General features: G+C 71.6%; 21 protein-coding genes. 11 read left to right on the top strand and 10 right to left on the bottom strand.

The window, feature by feature from the left end; translation table 11 throughout:
* Window positions 1–170: 170 nt before the first annotated feature.
* Window positions 171–1,088, bottom strand: coding sequence for a LysR family transcriptional regulator (locus M8542_RS17635; RefSeq protein WP_257921476.1), 918 nt, complete (start codon window positions 1,086–1,088; stop codon window positions 171–173).
* Window positions 1,089–1,158: 70 nt separating this feature from the next.
* Here M8542_RS17635 and M8542_RS17640 point away from each other — a divergent pair, with 70 nt between their 5' ends.
* Entirely contained in the window at window positions 1,159–2,019 is an 861-nt protein-coding gene (locus tag M8542_RS17640) for an SDR family NAD(P)-dependent oxidoreductase (protein ID WP_257921259.1), read from the top strand.
* A 76-nt stretch (window positions 2,020–2,095) separates the two neighbouring features.
* Here the strand turns inward: M8542_RS17640 and M8542_RS17645 are convergent, their stop codons facing one another.
* Genes M8542_RS17645 through M8542_RS50365 form a run of 3 tightly spaced genes read right to left on the bottom strand, consistent with a single transcriptional unit; the run spans window position 2,096 to window position 4,405 of the window.
* On the bottom strand, window positions 2,096–2,533 hold the full coding sequence (locus M8542_RS17645; protein WP_257921260.1) for a VOC family protein: 438 nt from the start codon (window positions 2,531–2,533) through the stop codon (window positions 2,096–2,098).
* The gene (locus M8542_RS17650) at window positions 2,530–3,828 is read right to left on the bottom strand and encodes a serine hydrolase (protein WP_257921261.1); all 1,299 of its coding nucleotides are present in this window, start codon (window positions 3,826–3,828) and stop codon (window positions 2,530–2,532) included. The genes M8542_RS17645 and M8542_RS17650 overlap by 4 nt, the downstream gene beginning before the upstream one ends.
* Before the next feature lie 46 nt (window positions 3,829–3,874).
* Complete coding sequence (locus M8542_RS50365) at window positions 3,875–4,405, bottom strand: DUF3887 domain-containing protein (RefSeq protein WP_257921262.1); 531 nt, start codon at window positions 4,403–4,405, stop codon at window positions 3,875–3,877.
* A 278-nt stretch (window positions 4,406–4,683) separates the two neighbouring features.
* On the opposite strand from M8542_RS50365, the gene M8542_RS17660 reads away from it, so the two are divergent.
* From M8542_RS17660 to M8542_RS17675, 4 genes are all read left to right on the top strand, one after another.
* A complete protein-coding gene (locus M8542_RS17660; protein WP_257921263.1) occupies window positions 4,684–5,970 on the top strand; it encodes an O-acetylhomoserine aminocarboxypropyltransferase/cysteine synthase family protein in 1,287 nt (428 codons plus the stop codon).
* Window positions 5,967–6,443: a CoA-binding protein gene (locus M8542_RS17665; protein ID WP_257921264.1), complete on the top strand. Its 477-nt coding sequence runs from the start codon at window positions 5,967–5,969 to the stop codon at window positions 6,441–6,443. The genes M8542_RS17660 and M8542_RS17665 overlap by 4 nt, the downstream gene beginning before the upstream one ends.
* A 35-nt stretch (window positions 6,444–6,478) precedes the next feature.
* Complete coding sequence (locus M8542_RS17670; protein ID WP_257921265.1) at window positions 6,479–7,234, top strand: MBL fold metallo-hydrolase; 756 nt, start codon at window positions 6,479–6,481, stop codon at window positions 7,232–7,234.
* A 229-nt stretch (window positions 7,235–7,463) separates the two neighbouring features.
* Window positions 7,464–7,637 carry a hypothetical protein gene (locus M8542_RS17675; RefSeq protein ID WP_257921266.1) on the top strand — a complete coding sequence of 58 codons (174 nt, stop codon included), beginning with the start codon at window positions 7,464–7,466 and terminating at the stop codon, window positions 7,635–7,637.
* A 9-nt stretch (window positions 7,638–7,646) separates the two neighbouring features.
* Here the strand turns inward: M8542_RS17675 and alc are convergent, their stop codons facing one another.
* Both alc and allB read right to left on the bottom strand, forming a co-directional pair.
* A complete protein-coding gene (alc, locus tag M8542_RS17680; protein ID WP_257921477.1) occupies window positions 7,647–8,660 on the bottom strand; it encodes an allantoicase in 1,014 nt (337 codons plus the stop codon).
* A gap of 1 nt (window position 8,661) precedes the next feature.
* Complete coding sequence (gene allB / locus M8542_RS17685; protein WP_257921267.1) at window positions 8,662–9,990, bottom strand: allantoinase AllB; 1,329 nt, start codon at window positions 9,988–9,990, stop codon at window positions 8,662–8,664.
* A 128-nt stretch (window positions 9,991–10,118) separates the two neighbouring features.
* Here allB and M8542_RS17690 point away from each other — a divergent pair, with 128 nt between their 5' ends.
* The 6 genes from M8542_RS17690 (at window position 10,119) to M8542_RS17715 (ending at window position 14,644) form a co-directional block, all read left to right on the top strand.
* Complete coding sequence (locus tag M8542_RS17690; protein WP_257921268.1) at window positions 10,119–10,595, top strand: helix-turn-helix domain-containing protein; 477 nt, start codon at window positions 10,119–10,121, stop codon at window positions 10,593–10,595.
* 55 nt (window positions 10,596–10,650) lie between these two features.
* Window positions 10,651–11,103, top strand: a complete 453-nt coding sequence (gene uraD, locus M8542_RS17695; protein WP_257921269.1) for a 2-oxo-4-hydroxy-4-carboxy-5-ureidoimidazoline decarboxylase — start codon at window positions 10,651–10,653, stop codon at window positions 11,101–11,103.
* Entirely contained in the window at window positions 11,100–11,417 is a 318-nt protein-coding gene (gene uraH, locus M8542_RS17700; RefSeq protein ID WP_257921270.1) for a hydroxyisourate hydrolase, read from the top strand. Before uraD ends, uraH begins: the two co-directional genes overlap by 4 nt.
* A gap of 3 nt (window positions 11,418–11,420) precedes the next feature.
* Window positions 11,421–12,302: a factor-independent urate hydroxylase gene (pucL, locus tag M8542_RS17705; protein WP_257921271.1), complete on the top strand. Its 882-nt coding sequence runs from the start codon at window positions 11,421–11,423 to the stop codon at window positions 12,300–12,302.
* 77 nt (window positions 12,303–12,379) lie between these two features.
* On the top strand, window positions 12,380–12,964 hold the full coding sequence (locus M8542_RS17710; protein WP_443641648.1) for a TetR/AcrR family transcriptional regulator: 585 nt from the start codon (window positions 12,380–12,382) through the stop codon (window positions 12,962–12,964).
* Window positions 12,965–13,066: 102 nt separating this feature from the next.
* A complete protein-coding gene (locus M8542_RS17715) occupies window positions 13,067–14,644 on the top strand; it encodes a glycoside hydrolase family 27 protein (RefSeq protein WP_257921272.1) in 1,578 nt (525 codons plus the stop codon).
* On the opposite strand, the gene pucD is transcribed toward M8542_RS17715, so the two are convergent.
* Genes pucD through M8542_RS17735 form a run of 4 tightly spaced genes read right to left on the bottom strand, consistent with a single transcriptional unit; the run spans window position 14,637 to window position 19,550 of the window.
* Window positions 14,637–16,895, bottom strand: coding sequence for a xanthine dehydrogenase subunit D (gene pucD, locus M8542_RS17720; protein WP_257921273.1), 2,259 nt, complete (start codon window positions 16,893–16,895; stop codon window positions 14,637–14,639). The genes M8542_RS17715 and pucD overlap by 8 nt on opposite strands.
* Window positions 16,892–18,232, bottom strand: a complete 1,341-nt coding sequence (locus tag M8542_RS17725) for an 8-oxoguanine deaminase (RefSeq protein WP_257921274.1) — start codon at window positions 18,230–18,232, stop codon at window positions 16,892–16,894. The genes pucD and M8542_RS17725 overlap by 4 nt, the downstream gene beginning before the upstream one ends.
* Window positions 18,229–18,696 (bottom strand): (2Fe-2S)-binding protein, encoded by a 468-nt coding sequence (locus tag M8542_RS17730; protein WP_257921275.1) that lies wholly within the window; start codon window positions 18,694–18,696, stop codon window positions 18,229–18,231. Before M8542_RS17730 ends, M8542_RS17725 begins: the two co-directional genes overlap by 4 nt.
* A complete protein-coding gene (locus M8542_RS17735; RefSeq protein ID WP_257921276.1) occupies window positions 18,687–19,550 on the bottom strand; it encodes an FAD binding domain-containing protein in 864 nt (287 codons plus the stop codon). The genes M8542_RS17730 and M8542_RS17735 overlap by 10 nt, the downstream gene beginning before the upstream one ends.
* Window positions 19,551–19,564 lie beyond the last annotated feature (14 nt).

Consider the following 19,564-nt stretch of genomic DNA (forward strand, 5'->3'; position numbering starts at 1 on the left):
GCAGTAGACCCCGCGGCGGCCGGCGATGTGACTCGAACCCGCCAACCCGCGAGTGATCTCGGTCATCCCGGCGCGGCGGCCACGGCGCGGTGCAGGGCTTCGGCCAGCAACGCCGCCGGCTCGGCGAGCGGGCCCGGCAGCCGCGCACACTCACCACCCGCACCCCTCGGTCACCCCGGCGCGACAGCCACGACCCGGTGGAGAGCTTCCGCCAGCAACGCCGCCGGCTCGGCGAGCGGCCCCGGCAGCCGCGCCAGGACCACGCGACGGCGTTCCGACGGCCCGCCGCGGACGCTCACCACCCGCACACCGGGTGGCACGGCGTCGGCGAGCGACGCCGGCAGCGTCGTCAACCCGCACCCGGCGGCGACCAGGCTCAGCTTCGCGAGCCAGTCGCGAGCGGTGTGGGCGATCTCGGGCCGCTCGTCCAGCCCCGGCCAGACACCCATCAGGTTGTCCTCCCCCGCCGACGGCCCGGCGATCCACCGCTGGCCCCTCAGCTCGGCGACGTCGACCGCGTCGGCCCCGGCCAGCGGGTGCCCGGCGGGCACCGCGAGACAGAGGCTGCGCTCGGCCAGCGTCCGCAGCCGCAGCGCCGGCGTCTCGGCGTCCGGCGGCCGGAACGGCGGGACCGAGCCGAGCACGGCCAGGTCGACCGTGCCCGCCCGCAGCGCCCGGACGAGGACCGGCGTCGTGCCCTCCCGCGTGACGACGGTGATCGCGGGATGCGTGCGCCGCAGCTCGGCGACGGCGCGGGGCACCAGCACGGCGCCGGCGCTCGGGTACCAGCCCAGCCGCACCGTCCCGGCGTCGGCGGGCAGCCCGGCGAGCTCGCGCCCGGCGGCGTCGATCTCGTCGAGCACCGCGATCGCCCGCCTCAGCACGACGTTCCCGGCCGCGGTGAGCCGCACCCCGTCCGGCCGCCGCTCGAGCACCCGCGTCCGCGCCACCCGCTCGAGCGAGGCGATCTGCCGCGACACCGCGGACTGCGTGTAGCCCAGTGCCGCCGCGGCCGCCGTGAGCGTGCCGCGCTCGGCCACCTCGCGGAACACGCGCAGGGCCACGAGGGAGACGTCACCGAAGTCCATGACGTTCACGCATACCAGGCGTGCCGCATTCTCGCTGGGCGCATGGCCGGGGTCGGCCTAGCGTGAAGGCATGACACGCACCGCTGTGGTGACCGGGGCCAACCAGGGCCTCGGCTTCGCCCTCGCCCAAGGCCTCGCCACGCGCCTGGCCGCCGAAGACCTCGTCCTGCTCACCGGCCGCGACGCCGGGCGGGTGGCGGCCGCCGCCGAGCGCGTCGCCGCCGACCCGGCCACCCGCGGCCGCGTCGAAGGCCGCGTGCTCGACGTCTCCGACGCCGCCGCCGTCCGGCAGTTCGCCGACGACCTCGGCCCGGTGGACATCGTGCTCTCCAACGCGATCGGCCCGCTCGAGCCCGGCCGTTCGCAGGTCGAGCAGGCCGACGTCTTCCTCGACGTCGCGAACGGCGGCACCCACGCGGTGCTCCGGTCGTTCGGCCCGCACCTGAAGCCGGGCGGACGGCTGGTCGTCGTCGCCAGCTCGCTGGGGACGCTCGGCCACCTGCCCGAGGCACTGCGCCCGCGGTTCGATGGCGTCCCGCTCGACGACGTCGAGCAGGCTGTCGCCGACTGGCGCTCGGCGATCCACGACGGCACCGCCGCCGACCGGGGCTGGCCGGAGTGGATCAACGTGCCGTCCAAGGTGGCGCAGGTCGCCGCCGTGCGCGCGGTGGCGGCCGAGCGCCGGGACCGGGACCTCGCCGACGGCACGCTGGTCGCCGCCGTCTGCCCCGGCCTGGTCGACACCCGGGCGTCGCGTCCCTGGTTCACCGACTTCAGCCACGCCCAGTCGCCGGAGCGCGCCGCGAAGGCGGTGCTGGACCTGGTCTTCGCGGACCTCGACCCGGCGACCTACGGCGAGCTGGTCCGGTTCGGCCGGGTCGTGCCGTGGTCCAGTGGCAGCCCGACCCGCCACGAGGCGCTGATCAACTAGCTGCGGTTTCCGGGGAGTCGAGGCTGCGGCTTTCGCTCGTGACGGCCTCGCTCGTGACGACCTCGCTTGTGACGGCTCAGAGCACGCAGAACTCGTTGCCCTCCGGATCGGCCATCAGGATGTGGTCCGGGCGGCCGTCGAGCTCGTACTCGCGCAGCACCGCCGCGCCCGCCGCGGTGAGCCGGGCGACCGCTTCGACCACCCGCTCCCAGCGTGTCTCCCACGGGACCTCGCGGCCGCCGCCGGCCTGGACGTCCAGGTGGAGGCGGTTCTTCACGACCTTGTCCTCGGGCACCTTGAGAAAGCTCAGGTTCGGCAGCACGCCCTCCGGATCGCTGAGGTAGGCGCCGTCGTCCCATTCCGACTCGGGCACGCCGTGCTGCGTGAACCAGGTTTCCCAGCTGGCGAAGCCCGCGGGCGGCGGCCGCTCGATGTAGCCGAGGGCCACCGCCCAGAACCTTGCCAGCGCGCGAGGACCCGCGCAGTCGATCGTCAGGCTCCAGCGCACTGTCACGGACGAAGCGTAGCCGCGAGAAGCGCCACTGCGCCCTTCGCGACGGCGATTCCTCGGGCCGCGACGTGGTTCTCGTTCAGCGCTGCCGCGGGGTCGGAGACCATGACGCTGGTGACCAGCGACCGGCCGTCCGCGGTGCGGGCCAGGTAGTTCAAGGTCAGCACACCGGGTTCACTGCCGCCCTTGAACCAGACCTGCGGGTACTTCGCCGGGTCCAGCTTCAGCCCGCCGTCGTTGATGGACAGCGCGTGCGCGATCTCCGGCTGGTTCTCCTTCGCCAGCCCGGAAAAGGCCCGGCAGATGTCGTCCGGCGAACCGAACCACTCGATGTCGTCGATCTTCTCCGGCGCCTGCCAGCCGGCGAGCCCGGTGAGCGGGAGCCGTTCGAGCCCGGCGACCGCCGCGGGACGCGCCCAGCGGGGCAGGGCCAGGTAGGCGTCCGCGCGGGCCGGGTACTGCGTGGCCTTGAGCTGGAACATCGCCTTGGTCGTCAGGAACGGGATGCTCGCCGACGGCCGCTGGTTGCCGAACGCGGTGAGCTGCCGCTGCACGGCGTCGCGCCCGAGCCGGTGGATCAGGTGGTCGGTCGCCGTGTTGTCGCTGATCGAGATCATCTTGTCGGCGTAGGTGGACAACGGGAGCCGGGTGCCGGCCGGCTGGTTCTGCAGGTCGCCGGAGGGCAGGCTCTTCCAGTCGTCGCGGATCGCCAGCTGCTCGGTCCAGGACGCCTTGTGCTCGGCGACCGCCTTGCCGAGCGCGCCCAGCACGTAGAGCTTGAACGCCGAGCCCAGCGGCCGCTGCACGTCTTCGCGCACGCCGTGCACGACACGGCAGCGCCCGTCGGGCAGGATCTCCGACGCGCCGAACGACACGCGGGCGCCGAGGGCCGCGAGCTGCGTGTCGAGCTCCGGCCACGACGTGGGCACCGGGTCGTCGGGGGACGCCTTGATCCCGTCGAGCAGCCCGGCCTGGTCCACGTGCACGTCCAGCAGGTAGTCGTCGGCCGGGCCGTGCACCGCCGCCTCGACGTGGTCCGGCGCCTCGGTGACGACCCGCTTCAGCTGGAGCGGCCCGAGGTTCGTGAGCGCGGCGTTGACGCCCGGCGTGCCGCCCACCGCGGTCAGCAGGACCGCGGCGACGTGCTCGCGCACCTCGGCATCGGACACCGGCACCCGCCCGGTCGCGTCGACCACCCACTCGAGCTGTTGTGTCGCCGTGGGCACTTCGGCGGCCTCCGCGGCCGGCGCCACCAGTGGCGCCAGGACCGCGAGCACGCCCGCCATCGCCGTTCTCATCGTTCCCCCTGTGCGTGTTCCCATGGTTCCCCCTTGGATCGCCCTACTACTGTTCGGACGGCTTGATCCAGAGCCCGGCCACCTGCCCGTTTTCGCGGTAGGTCACCAGGACGGTCCGCTCCCCGGCCTCGAAGGCCAGCGGCATGTGGACGACGGTGTACTCGTCCGTGGACCGCGCGTACCCCGCTCCCATCCGCTCGTACCGGCCGACCGATCCGGCCACCTGGCTCCAGGCCAGCCGCAGCTCGTCCTCGCCGACCGCTTGGCTCATGCGGTCGTCGAAGGTCCGGCGCACCTCGGGCCAGTTGCAGCCGACGAGCTCCGCCACGAGCTCCTCGGCGCGCTGGACCGCGTCGGGCAGCTTCAGCTCCGCCATGGACTCCCCCGTCGCCGGATCGACCGGCCGGCCGAACCGCTGGAAAGCGGCCTGCCGGCTGGTACCCAGCAGGTCGCCGATCTCCTGCCAGGTGTGCCCGGCCTCCCTGGCCGTTTCCACGGTTTCCCGCAGCTTCGCCTCGGCATCGCGCACTTTCCGCAACGCCTCGCCGACTTCGGTCAGCGGTCCGTGTTTCGGCACGCTGTCAACAATGTATTGACGACTCGGGAATGTCAAGTCCATCTTGACGCTGTCCCGTTGTCGCCGGGCGGCACTCCGGCAGGTGGCGTCGCAGTACTGGCGGTTTCGCCCTGCTCCGCGGCGAGGTGGCAGCGGCTTGCCACACGCGGCACATTTCATACCTTCGAGTGTACCGCACGGAATTCCATTGCGTGCTACGCTCGGCAGCACGAAATGACCTCGCCCACCCTCCGGGAGGCGTGGCCACCCGGAGGGGAGGACGGTTACGGTGAGAACCGATGAGTGAACGCAGCTGGGGCTTCCGCACCCGCGCACTGCACGCGGGCGGCACCCCCGACCCGGCCACCGGCGCGCGGGCCGTGCCGATCTACCAGACCACGAGCTTCGTCTTCGAAGACGCGGCCGACGCGGCGAACCTGTTCGCCCTGCAGAAGTACGGCAACATCTACAGCCGGATCGGCAACCCGACCGTGGCCGCGTTCGAGGAGCGGATCGCCAGCCTCGAAGGCGCCATCGGCGGGGTCGCCACGGCGAGCGGGCAGGCCGCGGAGTTCCTCACCTTCAGCGCGCTCGCGGAGGCGGGCGACCACATCGTCTCGGCGAGCGGGCTCTACGGCGGCACGGTCACCCAGCTCACCGGCACGCTGCGGCGGTTCGGCGTGGAGACCACGTTCGTCAGCGGCGGCATCGACGACTACGCGGCGGCGGTGACCGACCGGACCCGCCTGATCTACACGGAGGTCATCGGCAACCCGGGTGGTGGCATCGCCGACATCGCGGCGCTGGCGGACCTGGCGCACGCCCACGACATCCCGCTGGTGGTCGACGCGACGCTGGCGACGCCTTACCTGTGCCGGCCCATCGAACACGGCGCCGACATCGTGCTGCATTCGGCGACGAAGTTCCTCGGCGGCCACGGGACGACGCTCGGCGGGATCGTCGTCGAGTCCGGGAAGTTCGACTGGGGCAACGGGAAGTTCCCGCGGATGACCGAAATCGTCGAAAGCTACGGCGGCCTGCGGTACTGGGAGAACTTCGGCGAGTACGCGTTCTGCACGCGGCTGCGCTCCGAACAGCTGCGGGACATCGGCGCGGTCCTCTCGCCCCACTCGGCTTTCCTGCTGCTGCAAGGGGTCGAGACGCTCCCGCAACGGATGGACGCGCACGTGGCGAACGCGCGCGCGGTCGCCGAGTACCTCGACGCCGATCCGCGCGTCGCGTGGGTGTCGTACGCCGGCCTGCCTTCGCACCCGCACCACGACCTGGCGGCGAAGTACCTGCCCGCCGGACCGGGTGCGGTGTTCTCGTTCGGCATCGACGGCGGCCGGGCCGCGGGCGAGAAGTTCGTCGAATCGGTGGAGCTGCTGTCACACCTGGCGAACGTCGGCGACGCGCGGACGCTCGTGATCCACCCGGGCTCGACCACGCACGCGCAGCTGTCGGAGGAGCAGCTGGCCGCGGCGGGGGTCGGCCCCGACCTGATCCGGCTGTCGATCGGCTTGGAAGACGTCGAGGACATCCTCTGGGACCTCGACCAGGCGCTCGGGAAGGCGGTGGCCGGATGACGTACGCGGTCGGAGCCGTCGAACGACGCGCGATCCTGAACCGGGCGAAGTCCGTGACGCTGGTGGGCGCCTCGGCCAACCCGGCGCGGCCGAGCTACTTCGTCGCGACCTACCTGCTGTCGTCGACGCGCTACGAAGTCAACTTCGTCAACCCGCGCTTGGACACGCTGTTCGGGAAGCCGGTGTACGCCTCGCTCAAGGATGTACCGGGTGAACCGGACCTCGTCAGCGTGTTCCGGAAGCACGACGACCTGCCTCAGGTGGCCGAAGAGGTGATCGACGCCGGCGCCCGGACGCTGTGGCTGCAACTCGGGCTGTGGCACGAGCCGGTGGCGGACCGGGCGCGGGAAGCGGGGCTGGAGGTGGTGATGAACCGGTGCGTGAAGATCGAGCACGCGCGGTTCGCCGGCGGGCTGCACCTGGCCGGGTTCAACACCGGCGTGATCAGCTCGAGGAGGCAGTCGGCGCCCTAGGGAAGAGAGCACCGGTTGGCGCTGTTGGCCGGGGTATGACCGAGAAACTGGGCATCACTTTTTCCGGCGGACCGACGGCGCTGCTGGAGCTGGGCGGCGTGCGGCTGCTGACGGATCCGACGTTCGACGCGCCCGGCGACCATCCGATCGGCGCGCGGACGCTGGTCAAGACCGAGGACTCGGTCCTGACCGAGGAGGCGGTCGGCGTGGTGGACGCGGTGCTGCTTTCGCACGACCAGCACCCCGACAACCTCGACGACCGGGGCCGCGAGTACCTGAAGACGGTGCCGCTGACGCTGATCACGCCCAGCGGGGCGGAGCGGCTGGGCGGAACCGCGCGGGGGCTGGCGCCCTGGGCGGAAACGCGGGTCGGACCGCTGACGGTGACCGCGGTCCCGGCACTGCACGGCCCGGAGGGCGCCGAGCAGTTCACCGGCGACGTCACGGGCTTCGTGCTCAGCGGCGACGGCGTGCCGACGGTGTACGTCAGCGGCGACAACGCGTCGGTCGGCTTGGTGCGCGAGATCGCCGCCCGGTTCGAGATCGACGTCGCGGTGCTGTTCGCGGGAGCGGCCCGAACGGTGTTCTTCGACGGCGCGCCGATCACGCTGACCAGCGCGAACGCGGTCGAGGCGGCGAAGGTGCTCGGGTCGGCGAAGATCGTCCCGCTGCACTTCCGCGGGTGGAAGCACTTCAGCGAGGGTCCGGACGACCTGCGCAAGGAGTTCGAGGCCGCCGCCCTGACCGACCGGCTGGTGCTGCTGGAGCCGGGCGAGCACGCGGAGGTCTGACGGCCTTCAGCAGCAAGGAGGCGGCGGCCGAACACCGCAGCGCGCGGCGCCCGAAATGCGCCGCGCGCGAACTGCCTTCGGCGGCCTGAGCACCCGGTCCGCGAGCCGCCGGAAGGCGGTGGGCGCGAGCCGTCGCGCCCACCACGGCAACCCCGGCCGCGCCACCCCCGAACCGCCGGAAGGTGGGAGCGCGCGGCACCCGAAACACCGCCCGTGAGAGGCTGGCAGCATGGCCAAGCCGACCCCGCTGCAGTTCCGGAACATCCTCGTCGCCGTCCTGGCGGCGGCCGGGTTCGTCTGGAGCATTGTCGCCGGGCTTCAGTGGTGGGTCAGTGCCATCATCGGGTGCGCCTGCGTCCTGTCGCTGGCCTCCGCCTACCTCAACCGGCCCGACGCCGGCTGACCCCTCACCTCAGCGCGTTTGGGAGAACCGGGCTTTGAGGTTCGTGCGGCCCGCCTCGGTGAGCCGGCCGAACAGGCGCAGCCTGGCCAGTCCGCCGTCCGGGTGGATGTCCAGGCGGACCTCCGTCACCTCGGGTGCGTCCTTCAGCGCGAAGCGGTGACGGGTGTCCGGCTGCAGGCGCGTCTTCGGCAGCAGGTCGACCCATTCGCCGTACGTGTCACGGCCGCGCACCGATGCCCAGCCCGGCGCGTTGCCCTTGAGGTTGCTCGTGTCCAGCTCGGCGAACCGGACGATCCCGGCGCCGGCCAGCCGCACCGTCACCCAGTCGTTGCCGTCGTCGCGGCGGCGGGCCGTCTCCCAGCCCTCCGCCTGGTGTGCCGCCAGCCCCGGCGAGAGCATGTTGTTCGGCGACGAATAGAACTTGTTGCTGCAGCCCGTCACCAGCGCGCCGTTCTCCAGGGCCGCCAGGTCGAGCGCGTCGACGTCGAGCAGGTCCGGGTCCGGGATCGGGGCGCCGTGCACCCGCAGGCGGGCCACTCCGCCGTCCGGGTGCTGGGTCAACCGGACGTGCGTGTACCGGCGCGAACCGTTGACCGCGTAGAAGTTCTCCGTGTGCCCCGCCGCCGGGGCGCGGTCGACCAGGACGTCCCAGTCCGCTTCCGCCACCTCCGCCGCCGACGGGTAACCCGGCACCGACGCCGCCTCCACCGAGACGAACGGCGGGTAGTTGCCCTTGAAGAACGCCGTGTCGACGATGACGCCGGTGACCGTGCCGGCGAGGCCGAGCCGGACGATCGCCTGGTCGTCACCCGGCTCGCGGTGGCGGCGGGTCTCCCAGCCGTCGTAGACCTGGCCCTTGGGCCCGAACGTCTCGGCGCGGTGGGCCGGGACCCACGGGTTGACCAGGTTCTCCTTCTCGGCGAACAGCTCGTCGGTCGCCCACATCACGGTCCCGCCGAAGCGGCGCGACGCGAGGTCGGGCAGTTCTGTCCACTCAGGACGGTCAGTCAAGGCAGCCTCCAGTTCAGCAGTCGTCCCGGGTCAGCAGCTCGCCGTGCGGCGCTTCGCCGGTGATTTCGGTGCCCCGCAACCACGTCGAACGCACGACGCCGGCCAGCGGGCGGCGATCGTAGGCGCTGACCGGGTTGCGGTGCTTCAGTTTCGCGACGTCCACCACGAACGCCTCGTCCGGCGCGAACACGCAGAAGTCGGCGTCGTACCCCGCCGCCAAGTGCCCCTTGCGGCGCATCCCGGCCTGCGCGGCCGGGCGCTGCGCCATCCAGCGGACGACGTCGGTGAGCGCGAACCCGCGTTGCCGCGCCTGCGTCCAGATCGCCGGCAAACCCAGCTGCAGGCTCGAAATCCCGCCCCAGGCCAGCCCGAAGTCGCCGCTGTCGAACCGTTTCAGCTCCGGCGTGCACGGCGAGTGGTCGCTGACGATGGTGTCGATCACCCCGTCGGCGAGCCCCTGCCACAGCAGCTCGCGGTTGGCCGCCTCCCGGATCGGCGGGCAGCACTTGAACTGCGTCGCGCCGTCGCGGATCTCCTCGGCGACGAAGCTGAGGTAGTGCGGGCAGGTCTCGGCGGTCAGCGCCACGCCGTCGCGGCGCGCGGCCGCGACCAGCGGCAGCGCTTCGGCCGAGGACAGGTGCAGGATGTGCGCCCGCGCGTCGTGGCGGCGGGCCGCCTCGATCACGTGCGTGATCGCGAGGTTCTCCGCCGCGCGCGGCCGGGACTGCAGGAAGTCGACATAGCGACCGCCGTGCGGCTCCGGCGCCGAACCGATCTCGTGCGCGTCTTCCGCGTGGACGATCATCAGCGCGTCGAAAGAACTCAGCTCCCGCAACGCTTCGTCCAACCCGGCCGGGTCGAGCGGCGGGAACTCGTCGACGCCCGAGTGCAGCAGGAAGCACTTGAAGCCGAACACGCCGGCTTCGTGCAGGCCACGAAGATCCGTGACGTTGCCCGGGATGGCGCCGCCCCAGAACCCGACGTCGACGTGCACCCGGCCGGTCGCCGCCTTGCGCTTGACCTCCAGCGCCGCGACGTCGACGGTCGGCGGCAGGCTGTTGAGCGGCATGTCCACGATCGTGGTCACCCCGCCAGCGGCCGCCGCGCGGGTCGCCGTCTCGAAGCCCTCCCACTCGGCGCGGCCGGGATCGTTGACGTGGACGTGCGTGTCGACGAGTCCCGGCAGCAGCACGACGTCGTCGCCGAGTTCGACGACGCGGTCGCCGGACAGCGAAGCGCCGCCGGGTTCGACCGCGACGATCCGTCCGCCGTCGACGCCGAGGGTCGCCGGCACCTCGCCCTCGGCCGTCACGGCCCGGGCTGCGCGCACCACAAGATCCATCCGAAAGCCCTTCGCCGGGAGGATGAGCACCATCGATTCCACAGAACGGAAAGACGGTTTCGCACAACGACAGTAACCACGGCGCGCGCCACTCGTCAACGACGGACGCGGCGCGTTACGGTCGACCCGTGCGGCTTGAAGCGGAGTTCACCAGCGAACCGTTCCACGGCGAGGGTTCGCCACCCGAGCACGCCGTCGCCGCGCGCGACGCCGCCGTGGAAGCGGGACTGGAGACCGACTTCGGGCCGCTCGGCACCCTCGCAAGGGGCGAGGCGAAGGCGCTGTACGACGCGCTCCCGGCGATCGCGCAGGCCGCGCTGGAAGGCGGCGCCACCCGCGTGACGCTGCAGCTGCGCCGGGCCGACGACGACCGGGGCGCGCCCGCCGTCGAGCTGAACGACGCGCTGGCCCGGCTGATCGCGGACGTCGAACGCGAACTGGGCGCCAAGCTGGGCGAACTGGACCGCCCCGGCAAGCAGCGCGCGGTCCGGCTGCTGCGTGAACGCGGCGCCTTCGGCCTGCGGAAATCGGTCTCCTCGGTGGCCGACGCGCTGGGGGTCACCCGGTTCACGGTCTACAACTACCTCAACCGCGAAGCCGACTGACCAGCACTTTCAACAAAATGTTGACGGAACTCCGGGGTCGACGTACGGTCAGGCCGTGCTGCTCACCGAGTTCAACACCGCCGACGACGTCCGCCCGCTGCTGACGGCCTGCCTCGCCGTCCCCCGCTGGGTGGACGCGATCCTCGACGGCCGGCCGTACGCCGACCTGGACGCGCTGAAGGCCGCCGCCGACCTGCCGTTGCGCGACGACGAGATCCACCAGGCCATGGCCGCGCACCCCCGGATCGGGGAAAAGCCGGCGGACGGCTGGGCGCGCTCGGAACAGTCCGGTGTGGACAATGCCGATGCCTTCGCCGCCGCGAACGCCGAGTACGAGGCCAAGTTCGGGCACGTCTACCTCGTCTGCGCCAGCGGCCGAAGCGGCGACGAGCTGCTGAAGATCCTGCGAAGCAGGCTGGACAACGACCCCGCGACCGAACTGGCCGTCGCCGGGCGTGAACTGCTGAAGATCGCCGAACTCCGACTCGCGAAAGCGGTGACCGCGTGAGCCTCGTGACCACCCACGTCCTCGACACGGCGACCGGGCGCCCCGCGCCGGGGATCGCCGTGCGGTTCGAGACGCAAGCCGGCGAAAAGATCGCCGAAGGGCGCACCGACGACGACGGCCGCATCCGCGACCTCGGCCCCGAAACCCTGGCCCCCGGCGGCTACCGGCTGGTCTTCGACACCGGCGCCTACCTGGGCCCGGACGCCTTCTTCCCGGAGGTGGCCCTCACCTTCCGGATTTCCGACGGCACCGCGCACCACCACGTGCCGCTCCTGCTCAGCCCGTTCGCCTATTCGACCTACCGAGGGAGCTGAACCGTGGCCATCACCCTGGGCCCCAACCAGTACGGCAAGGCGGAGGTCCGCCTGGTGACGGTGCGCCGCGACGGCCCCGTCCACCACCTCAAGGACCTCACCGTGTCGACGTCGCTGCGCGGCGAGCTCGCCGCGACGCACCTCACCGGCGACAACGCCGGCGTGCTCGCGACCGACACGCAGAAGAACACCGTGTACGCCTTCGCGAAGGAGGCGCCGGTCGGCGAGATCGAGGACTTCGGCCTGCGCCTGGCGCGGCACTTCACCGGCACGCAGGGGAACATCACCGGCGCGCGGGTCAAGATCGACGAGCACGGCTGGGACCGCATCGCGGTCGGCGGCGAGCCGCACGACCACGCGTTCAGCCGCTCCGGCGACGAGCGCCGCACGACCGCGGTAACGATCCGGGACGGCCGCGCGTGGGTCGTCTCCGGCATCGACGGCCTGACGCTGCTCAAGTCGACCGGTTCGGAGTTCCACGGCTACCCGCGCGACCAGTACACGACGCTCCCCGAGACCGACGACCGCATCCTGGCGACGGCCGTGACGGCGCGCTGGCGCTACCAGGGCGAGGACGTCGACTGGGCCGAGAGCCACCGCGAGGTCCGGCGCCTGATGCTGGAGACGTTCGCGACGAAGCACAGCCTTTCCCTGCAGCAGACGCTCTACGCGATGGGCGAGTCGGTACTGGAAGCCCGCGAAGAGGTCGCCGAGGTCCGGCTGTCGCTGCCGAACAAGCACCACTTCCTGGTGGACCTGAGCCCCTTCGGGCTGAAGAACGACAACGAGGTGTTCTACGCCGCGGACCGGCCGTACGGGTTGATCGAGGGAACGATCCTGCGCGACGACGCCGAGGACCCGGGCCCGGCCTGGGACCTCCACTGACCGTAGCTTTCACGTGAAAGCTACGGGCGTAGCTTTCACGTGAAAGCGACCTTGATAGATCGCTCTATCATGGGGGTGTGGCAGGGACCAAGGAACGCATCATGGCCGCCGGCGCGGAGCTCTTCCGGCGCAACGGCTACACCGGCACCGGGCTGAAGCAGATCGTCACCGAGGCGAGCGCCCCCTTCGGGTCGCTCTACCACTTCTTCCCCGGCGGCAAGGAACAGCTCGGCGAGGAGGTCATCCGCGCCTCCGGGCTCGCCTACATCCAGCTCTTCGACCTCTTCATCGCGCCCGCCCCGGACCTGATCAGCGGCATCGAAGCCTTCTTCGCCGCCGGGATCGCCACCCTCGAAGCCACCGACTACGTCGAAGGCTGCCCGATCGCCACCGTCGCCCTCGAGGTCGCCTCCACCAACGAGCCGCTGCGGAAAGCCACCGCCGACGTCTTCACCGCGTGGATCGACGCCGGCACCGAGAAGTTCGGCAAGTTCGGGATCAGCGAAGCAGCCGCGCGGACCCTCACCATCACCGCCGTCAACAACCTCGAAGGCGCCTTCGTGCTCTGCCGCTCGCTGCGGGACACCGAGGCCATGGCCGTCGCGGGGGCCGCGACCGTCGACGTCGCCCGGCGACTGCTGCAAGAACGCACACAACTTTAGTCGGGAATCCAACACAAATCATCAAGATGGCGCTTGACCGCGCAGCAGTGGACACGGAAGCTGCAATTTCTCCTCCCCCACCGCTGTCGGTTGGAGCTGCCCATGCGCCGAGTCCTCGCTGTCCTCGCCACCGCCGTCGCCGCGATCGGGCTGGCGAGCCCGCCCGCGCACGCCCTCGAAAACGGGCTCGCGAGAACACCGCCGATGGGCTGGAACACCTGGAACACCTTCGAGTGCAACATCAACGAAACGCTCGTCAAGCAGACCACCGACCTCATGGTCAGCTCCGGGATGCGCGACCGCGGCTACACCTACGTCAACCTCGACGACTGCTGGATGACCCGCAGCCGCGACGGCAACGGCAACCTCGTCGCCGACTCCGCGAAGTTCCCCAGCGGCCTCAAGGCCCTCGGCGACTACATCCACGCGCGCGGCATGAAGTTCGGCATCTACGAGAGCGCCGGCTCCGAAACTTGCCAGCACTACCCCGGCAGCCTCGGCCACGAGCAGACCGACGCAAACAGCTTCGCGAGCTGGGGTGTCGACTACCTCAAGTACGACAACTGCGGCAGCCCGGCCGGTGAGAACCAGCAGGACTACGTCCGCCGCTACTCCGCGATGCGTGACGCGCTCAAGGCGACCGGCCGCCCGATCGCCTACAGCATCTGCGAATGGGGCAACTTTTCACCCTCGACCTGGGCGCCGGACGTCGGCAACCTGTGGCGCACCACCGGGGACATCACCAACAACTGGGGCAGCATCGACTCGATCTACCGCCAGAACGTCGGCCTCGCGTCCGCCGCGAAACCCGGTGCCTGGAACGACCCCGACATGCTCGAGGTCGGCGACGGCATGGACTTCCAGGAGGACCGCGCCCACTTCACGCTCTGGGCCGCGATGGCCGCGCCGCTGATCGCGGGCGCCGACCTGCGCAGCGCCAGCATCGCCACCTTCTCGACCTACCTCAACGCCGACGTCATCGCGATCGACCAGGACCCGCTCGGCAAGCAGGCGACGCGGATCTCCTCCAGCGGTGGCCTCGACGTCCTGAAGAAGCCGCTCCAGAACGGAGACGTCGCCTTCGTGCTGTTCAACGAGAACAGCACCACGAAGACCGTCTCGACGACCACGGCCGCGGCCGGGCTGCCCGCCGCGTCCAGCTACCGGCTGACCAACCTGTGGTCGAAGGAGCAGACCACCACCACCGGCGCGATCAGCGCGAACGTCCCTTCGCACGGCACCGTCATCTACCGCGTCACGGCCAACGCGAGCGGCAGCAACCCGGCGAAAGCGCTGCAGGGCGCGTCGTCCTCCCGCTGCATCGACATCAACGGCAACGTCACCACACCCGGCACGAAGGTCGACATCTGGGACTGCGACGGCGGGTCCAACCAGTCCTGGACGTTCACCGGCGCCGGTGAGCTGAAGGCGTCGAACGGCCTCTGCCTCGACGCCGACGAGGGCGGCACCACCGCCGGGACCAAGCTCATCGCCTGGACCTGTCACGGCGGCGCGAACCAGAAGTTCAAGCTCAACCCGGACGGCTCGATCACCGGCACCCAGACCGGCCTGTGCGTCGACGTCACCGGCGGCGACAAGCCCGCCGGCAACGTCAACGGCACTCAGCTCGAACTCTGGGGCTGCAACGACGACGCCAACCAGAACTGGGCCCTCAAGTAGCGGTCAGGTGCTCCGGCCGCACCGGGACGCGGTTCAGCGCGAGCCCGGTCGCGGCGCGGATCGCAGCCACGATCGCCGGGGTCGACGAGATCGTCGGCGGCTCCCCCACCCCACGCAGGCCGTACGGCGCGTGCGGATCCGGGCGCTCCAGGACGTCGATGCTCATCGGCGGCATGTCCAGGACCGTCGGGATGAGGTAGTCGGTGAAGGAGGGGTTCCGGATCTTCCCGCCGGAGGTCTGGATCTCCTCCATCACCGCGAGCCCGAGCCCCTGCGCCGACCCGCCCTGGATCTGCCCCAGCACGGCCTGCGGGTTCAGGGCCTTGCCGACGTCCTGGGCGCAGTCCAGCGAAACGACCTTGACCAGGCCCAGCTCGGTGTCGACGTCGACGACCGCCCGGTGCGCGGCGAACGCGTACTGGACGTGCGCGGTCCCCTGCCCGGTCTCCGGATCCAACCCAGTGGTCGGCCGGTGCCGCCACTCGATCGTTTCGTCGTAGACGTCGTCGCCGAGGACGTCCACCAGGTCGGCGAGCACCTGGCCGTCGGCGGCGACGAGCTTGCCGCCGACCACGCGTACCCGCTGGTCGAAGCGGGAAAGCAGCCGCGCCCGCACCGCCACGCACGCGGCCTGGACCGCGCCACCGGTGACGTAGGTCTGCCGCGACGCCGACGTCGAGCCGCCGTTGCCGATCGAGGTGTCCATCGGCAGGATCGTCACCTGGTCGACGCCCAGCTCGGTCCGGACGATCTGCTGCATGATCGTCACCAGCCCCTGGCCGACCTCGCAGGCCGCGGTGTGCACCGTCGCGGCCGGCTCGCCGCCGACCAGCTGCAGGCGCACCCGGGCCGTCGAGTAGTCGTCGAAGCCTTCGGAGAAGCAGACGTTCTTGATCCCGACGGCGTACCCGACCCCGCGCACGACCCCTTCGCCGTGCGTCGTGTTGGAGACACCACCGGGCATGTGCCGCAGGTCGAACGGCCGCTCCGGCGGCATCGGCTTGTCGCGCACCAAGCCCAGCAACTCGGCGACGGGCGCGGCGGAGTCCACGACCTGGCCGGTCGGCATGAGATCGCCTTCGCTCATCGCGTTGCGGACGCGGATCTCGACGGGATCCAGGCCGCAGGCGAGCGCGAGCTTGTCCATCTGCGACTCGTAGCCGAACGCCGCCTGCACCGCGCCGAAGCCGCGCATGGCGCCGCACGGCGGGTTGTTCGTGTACACGCCCCAGCAGTCGACCGACGCACTGTCCACTTTGTATGGTCCGACGCCGAGCGTGGCGGCGTTCGCGACCACCGCGCCGGTCGAGGACGCGTACGCGCCGCCGTCGAGGTACAGCCGCGTGCGCACGTAGACCAGGCGGCCGTCGGACGTGGCACCGTGCTCGTAGTACATCTTCGCCGGGTGGCGGTGCACGTGGCCGTAGAAGGACTCTTCGCGGTTGTAGACCATCTTCACGGGCTTGCCGGTGTGCAGCGCCAGCAGGCACGCGTGCACCTGCATCGACAGGTCCTCGCGGCCACCGAACGCACCGCCCACGCCGCCCAGCGTCAGCCGCACCTTCTCGACCGGCAGGCCCAGTGCGGCGACGATCTGCTGCTGGTCGACGTGCAGCCACTGCGTCGCGACGTACAGGTCGACACCGCCTTCGGTGTCCGGCACGGCCAGCCCGGACTCCGGGCCGAGGAACGCCTGGTCCTGCATGCCGACCTCGTAGACGCCCGACACGACGACGTCGGCCGAGACGTCCTGAGCGCCGTGGCGGATCTTCACGTGCCGCACGACGTTGCCGCCTTCGTGCAGCGAAGGCCCTTCGCCCGCGACGGCCGCTTCGGAGTCCGTCACCGGCTCCAGCTCTTCGTAGGTGACGGCGATCCGCTTCATGGCGCGGCGCGCGGTCTCCGGGTGGTCGGCGGCGACCAGCGCGACCGGTTCACCCTGGTAACGCACGACGTCCGACGCCAGCACCGGCTGGTCGGAGTGCTCCAGGCCGTAGCGGTTGACGCCCGGCACGTCCTCGTGCGTGAGGACCGCGTAGACACCCGGCACGGTCAGGGCATCGGTGAGGTCGATGCCGGTGATCCGCGCGTACGGGTGCGGGCTGCGCAGGGTTACGCCCCACACCATGTCCTCGTGCCACAGGTCCGAGGAGTAGGCGAACTCGCCGCGGACCTTCACGTTGCCGTCGGGGCGCTGCGGCGACGTGCCGACGCCGTTGACCGTCTGCGTGCCGACGGTGGTGGTGGTCATCTGGCCTCCCTCAACCGAGCGCTCGCCGACGCCAGCTCGCGAGCGATCCCGGACTCGTCCGCTTCACGCAGGACACCGTCCTCGACGACGGCCTTGCCGCCGACGAACAGCCGCCGCACCGGCGGCGGCGTGCCGAGCACCAGCGCCGCCACCGGGTCGGTGATGCCCGCGTAGTTGAGCCCGGTCAGGTCCCAGACGGCGAGGTCGGCGAGCTTGCCGGGTTCGAGCGAGCCGAGGTCGTCGGCGCGGCCCAGGCAGCGCGCGCCGCCCATCGTGCCCATCCACAGGGCTTCGCGCGTGGTCAGCCCGCGCGGGCCGCCGCGCTGGCGGGCCTGCAGCAACGCCTGGTGCAGTTCCTCGGCGAGGCCGCCGGACTCGCTCGACGCGGCCCCGTCGACGCCGAGGCCGACCGCCACACCGGCGTCGAGCAGGTCGCGGACCGGGGCGATGCCGGTGCCGAGCCGGCCGTTGGACGTCGGACAGTGCGCCGCGCCGGTGCCGGTCGCGCCGAACCGGCGGATCGCCTCGGGCGCGAGGTGGACGGTGTGCGCGAGCCAGACGTCGTCGGCGAGCCAGCCCAGCTTGTCGGCGTACTCGGCGGGCGTGCAGCCGACCTCGGCGAGGCACTGCTTCTCCTCGTCGAGGGTCTCGGCGAGGTGGGTGTGCAGCCGGACGCCCTTGCGGCGGGCCAGCTCGGCCGCGCCGGACATCAGCCGCTCGGTGACCGAGAACGGCGAGCACGGGCCCGCGGCGATCTGCAGGTGCGCGCCCGCGGAGTCGTCGTGGAAGCGGTCGATCGCCGCTTCGGTGCCGGTCAGCGCGTCCTCGGTCGACTCGACGAGGTTGTCCGGCGGGAGGCCGCCGTCGGACTCACCGCGGTCCATCGACCCGCGCACGACGTGCAGCCGGACGCCGATCCGCTGCCGGGCCGCGGCCAGCGCCGCGACCTGGTCGCCACCGTCGCGCGGGAAGACGTAGTGGTGGTCGGCGACGGTCGTGCAGCCGGTCAGTGCCAGCCGCGCCAGGCCGGCCGTGGCCGCAGCGTGCGTGACGCCGTCGTCGAGCCGGCCCCAGACCGGGTAGAGCTGCTTGAGCCACTCGAAGAGCGTGTGGTCGGCGGCCAGCCCGCGGGTCGCCCACTGGTAGAGGTGGTGGTGGGTGTTGATCAGGCCGGGCGTGACCAGGCAGCCCGACGCGTCGACCCGCTCGTCGAACTCGCCGGTGTAGACGCCTTCGCCGACTTCGGCGATGCGGTCGTTCTCGACGACGACGTGGCCGTTCGCGTGTTCCTCGCCGGTGACCGTGGCGATCGCCGCGTTCGCGATGAGCGTCTTCACGCGACACCTCCCTTGGCGACGGCGCGCACGGCGTCGAGGATCTTCTCGTAGCCGGTGCAGCGGCAGAGGTTGCCGGCCAGCGCTTCGCGGATCTCCTCGTCGGACGGGTCCGGGACGCGGTTGAGCAGGTCGTGCGCGGCGACGACCAGGCCCGGCGTGCAGAAGCCGCACTGCACCGCGCCCTGGTCCACAAAGGACTGCTGGACCGGGTCGAGGGTGTCGCCGTCGGCCAGGCCCTCGACCGTGCGGACCACGCGGCCCTCGGCCTGCCCGGCCGCGACCAGGCAGGCGCACACCGGGACGTCGTCGAGGTAGACCGTGCAGGAGCCGCATTCGCCCTGCTCACAAGCGTTCTTCGAGCCCGGCAGGCCGAGCCGCTCGCGCAGGACGTAGAGCAGGCTTTCGCCTTCCCAGACGTCGTCCGCCTGCCGCTCGTCGCCGTTGATCCTCACGTTCAGGCGCATGTGCGCTCCCCCGTCCGGTGCTGTTCCCAGGCCCAAGTCAACGTACGGCGCGCGAGTACCCCGAGGGCGTGCTTCCGATACGCGGCACTGCCGCGGACGTCGTCGATCGGCGACGTCGCTTCGGCCACCAGCTCGCCGAAGCGGCGCTTCAACGAGTCCGCCAACGGCTCCGGCGAGCCCCACGGCAGCTCCGCGGCGAGGAACTCTTCGGCTGCGCGGGCGTGGCGCGGGGTCGGCGCGGCGGAGCCGATCGCGGCGCCCACCCGCCCGTCGCGCAGGGCGAGCCCGAACGAGCAGACCGCGATGACCATCGCGTTGCGCGTCCCGACCTTGGCGAACTGCTGCGGCCCGGCGTGCGCCGGCAGGTGGACGGCGGTGATCAGCTCATCCGGCTCGAGGGCGTGGCGCTTCACGCCGACGTAGAACTCCTCCGCCGGCAGGATCCGGCGGCCCCGGACGGACGCGACCTCGATCCGCGCGTCGAGGGCGAGCAGCACCGGGTGGGTGTCGCCGGCCGGGGACGCGGCGCCGAGGTTGCCGCCGACCGTGCCGCGGTTGCGGATCTGCGGCGAGCCGACCGTGCGGGACGCCATGGCCAGCGCCGGGACGGATTCACCCAGTTCAGCGATGACGCGGGTGTACGGGACGCCGGCGCCGAGGCGGATCGTCTCGTCCGCTGTGGACCACTCCGTCAGCTCGCCGACCCGGGTCAGGTCGAGCAGGGCGTCCGGGCGCCGGTGGTCGAAGTTCAGCTCGACCATGACGTCGGTGCCGCCGGCGATCGGCACGGCGTCCGGCCGCTCCGCCTTCAGGGCGAGGGCCTCGGCGAGCGTCGTGGGACGCAGGAACTCCACTCGTGCTCCTTTGT

The organism is Amycolatopsis iheyensis, assembly GCF_024703995.1.
Taxonomy (GTDB): Bacteria; Actinomycetota; Actinomycetes; order Mycobacteriales; family Pseudonocardiaceae; genus Amycolatopsis; species Amycolatopsis iheyensis.